The organism is Aquabacterium sp. (assembly GCF_035476535.1).
In the GTDB taxonomy this organism is placed as follows: Bacteria; Pseudomonadota; Gammaproteobacteria; order Burkholderiales; family Burkholderiaceae_C; genus Pseudaquabacterium.
Map to the genome: position 1 here is coordinate 1 of NZ_DATILJ010000316.1, position 3,257 is coordinate 3,257.

3 protein-coding genes are annotated in these 3,257 nt (G+C 68.7%); all 3 read left to right on the plus strand.

Annotated elements, in window-relative coordinates:
• The coding region (locus VLK61_RS30480; protein WP_325427199.1) for a hypothetical protein at nt 1–1,575 on the plus strand (1,575 nt) is incomplete at its 5' end.
• A 147-nt stretch (nt 1,576–1,722) separates the two neighbouring features.
• Complete coding sequence (gene cysK, locus VLK61_RS30485; protein WP_325427201.1) at nt 1,723–2,637, plus strand: cysteine synthase A; 915 nt, start codon at nt 1,723–1,725, stop codon at nt 2,635–2,637.
• A 20-nt stretch (nt 2,638–2,657) separates the two neighbouring features.
• A partial coding sequence (locus tag VLK61_RS30490) for a hypothetical protein (RefSeq protein WP_325427203.1) occupies nt 2,658–3,257 on the plus strand: 600 nt, incomplete at its 3' end.

Sequence of the window (3,257 nt, forward strand, 5' to 3'; positions counted from 1 at the left end):
AACCGGCGGGACGCGACGATCCTGGTCGAGCCGCGGCGCCTGATCCACATCCCCGACATCTTCGACGCGCTGAAAGTGAAGCTGTCGAAGCAGCTGGCCCAGGTGATCGACCTCGAACAGCCGCTGGTCGCCAAGCAGGCCGTGCTGGCGCCAGCCGACCTGGCCGCGCTGTACAAGGACAGCGCGGTACCGGTGCACCGCTTCGCGTTCAAGCAGCTGCATGCCATCGCGCATGGCCCGGCGGGCTTCAGCACCGATCTGGTGGCCCAGACCCTGCCCGGATTGAAGATCGACGACAAGATCGCACAAGTGCTGTTCCCGACCGATGGCGACATCAGCTTCGAGGAGCTGACCTGCATCGGCCTCGATCCGAACCTGCCGGACACGCTGCTCGGCATCGTGAAGATCAAGAAGTCCGCCGGCTACAGCGGCGGGCCCTGCACCTCGGGCAGCGCCGAGTACGTGTCCTGGTGGGCCGACACCGACGGCAATGGCTCGTTCGAGACCTTCCTCGGCACGGCCAGCGTGCAGATCTACGACATTGCCGCCATCCCCGCCGAGGGCATCCACATGGCCGTGCGCCTGCCGGTGGACCTGGCGCAATACCGCAAGCCCTGCCATGCCGGGCCGGTGGTGCTGCCGATCCGCGCCATCCTGTCCTGGTCCGTGCCGGTGCCGGGCAATGCGCCGGGCACCGTGCCGACCTGGGGCAACCGCGAGCAGACGCTGGTGCATGTCACACCCACCGGCGTGGTGCACGGCCCGGCCGGCAAGATCGCGATCCTCGGCGGCATCCCCGTCAGCATGATCAGCGATGTGAGCGGCATGACCACGCCCGATGCAGTGTTCGCGCTGAACAACGCGGCCGTCGGCGGTGATTGCCCGTTTGGCGCCGCCGTCACGCTGCAGGGCGCGCCGCTGCCGGCCGGCTACAGCTACAAGGTGGAAGTGCAGCCCGAAGGCGGCGGCATTCCCGCGCCGGTACTGACCGAGCTGACCCTGACCCGCGCCGACGGCACGACCCACCAGCACAACGCCAACCCGGTGACCCAGCGTTTTGCGTACCTGCCCTTCGAGCAGAACGTCATCAGCCTGCTTGGGCACTGGGATTCGAGCGGCGATGCACGCTGGATCGTCACGCTGTCGGCCTACGACCCGGGTGGCAGCCTGATCAGCACCGACAGCCAGCTGATCCAGCTGGACAACACCGCGCCACAGGCCGACATCGACATCACCACCGGCACCGGCAACTGCGGCAAGTTCGCCAGCGGCACAGCGATAGGCGGCACCTTCGTGGCCCGCGACGCGCACCTGCTGTCCTGGAGCATCGGCATCAAGCCGCCGGGCATCAACGACCCCGGTGAAGCCATCACCACGCCCTCGGCCGGCAGCGTCAACACCGCCCTCACCGGGGATGCCTGGTCGCTCGACACCACCGGCATGAAGGGCTGCGGCTATGTCGCCGAAGTGGTGGTGCGCGACCGCACCATCGTCGCCAGCCAGGGCCAGGGCTGGCACGCCAGCGCGAGTGTCGGCTTCTGCCTCGAGGAGCCGGTGGACGACGCCATCGGCTGAAATGCCGTCCCCCAAGGCGCCAGCAGCACCTGGGTGATCGCCGGGCCGCCCCTGCCCCAGCGCCGAGTGGGCCGGGTGAGCGCCGGGTGGGCGACGGGCACGCCACAATCGTGCCCGTCGCCCACCCTCGCCCCGAAGGCCCGCCCGATGAAAGCCGCCAACATCCTTGACACCATCGGCAACACGCCGCACATCCGCATCAACCGCCTGTTCGGCGCTGCGGAGGTCTGGATCAAGTCAGAGCGCAGCAACCCGGGCGGCTCGATCAAGGACCGCATCGCGCTGTCGATGATCGAGGATGCGGAGCGCTCGGGCGCGCTGCAGCAAGGCGGCACGATCATCGAGCCGACCTCGGGCAACACCGGCATCGGCCTGGCGATGGTGGCCGCCGTCAAGGGCTACAAGCTGGTGCTGGTGATGCCCGACAGCATGAGCATCGAACGCCGCCGCCTGATGCTGGCCTACGGCGCGACCTTCGACCTGACGCCGCGCGAAAAGGGCATGAAGGGCGCCATCGCCCGCGCGCAGGAACTGAAGGATCAGACGCCCGGCGCATGGATTCCCCAGCAGTTCGACAACCCGGCCAACATCGACGTGCATGTACGCACCACCGCGCAGGAGATTGCCGCCGACTTCCCGCAAGGCCTGGACGTGCTGATCACCGGCGTCGGCACCGGCGGCCACCTCAGTGGCTGCGCGCAGGTGCTGAAAGCCAAGTGGCCGCAGCTGAAGGTGTTTGCGGTGGAGCCCAGCGCATCGCCGGTGATCAGCGGCGGCCAGCCCAGCCCGCACCCGATCCAGGGCATCGGCGCGGGCTTCATCCCGAAGAACCTGCGCACCGAACTGCTCGATGGCGTGATCCAGGTCGAGGCCGAAGCGGCGCGCGAAATGGCCCGCCGCTGTGCGCGGGAAGAGGGCATCCTGGTCGGCATCAGCAGCGGTGCGACGCTGGCCGCCATCGCGCAGAAGCTGCCCGAACTGGGCGCCGGCGCACGCGTGCTCGGCTTCAACTACGACACCGGCGAGCGTTACCTGTCGATCGACGGCTTCCTGCCGGCCTGACCCTTCGCGGCTCGCACGAGATGTCATCGACACGACAGCTGCAGATCGCGGCCACGGCAGGTGCCAGCACGCTGACGCCGGAACAGAAGCGCTTCAACAGCCTGACGCGCCAGATCGAGCAGGCGCGTGAGACGCTGCTGGCCTGGCAGGAACAGATCCCCTTGTACTGGCAGGCCCATGCCGACGTGGCGGGCCCGCTGTTCGAATCGCTGGAACAGGCCCAGCGCGCCTGGGTGCAGGCGATCGACCGGCAACTGGCACAGCCCGGCTGGACCCAGAGCGAGCAGCGCATACTGCGCGAGCTGCTGTGCGACGTGGTGGCCGACCTGCTGGCCGAGCAGGACGAACCCGATCCGGCGCTGAAGGCGCTGTTCGACCAGCACAACGAGGTCGACTACGACACCGAGCAGCAGCAGGTGCGGCTGGCGATGAAGGACATGGTTGAGACGATGACCGGCCTGGACCTCGGCGCCGACCATGCGCTGGATTCCGATGCCGAGCTGTTCCAGCGCCTGCACCAGGAGATGGCGGCCCGTGAAGCGGCCGAGGCAGCGCAGGCCGAGACGCGCGAGCAGGCCAGGGCCGGCCGCCGCAAGACGGCTGCCGAGAAGCGCCGCGAG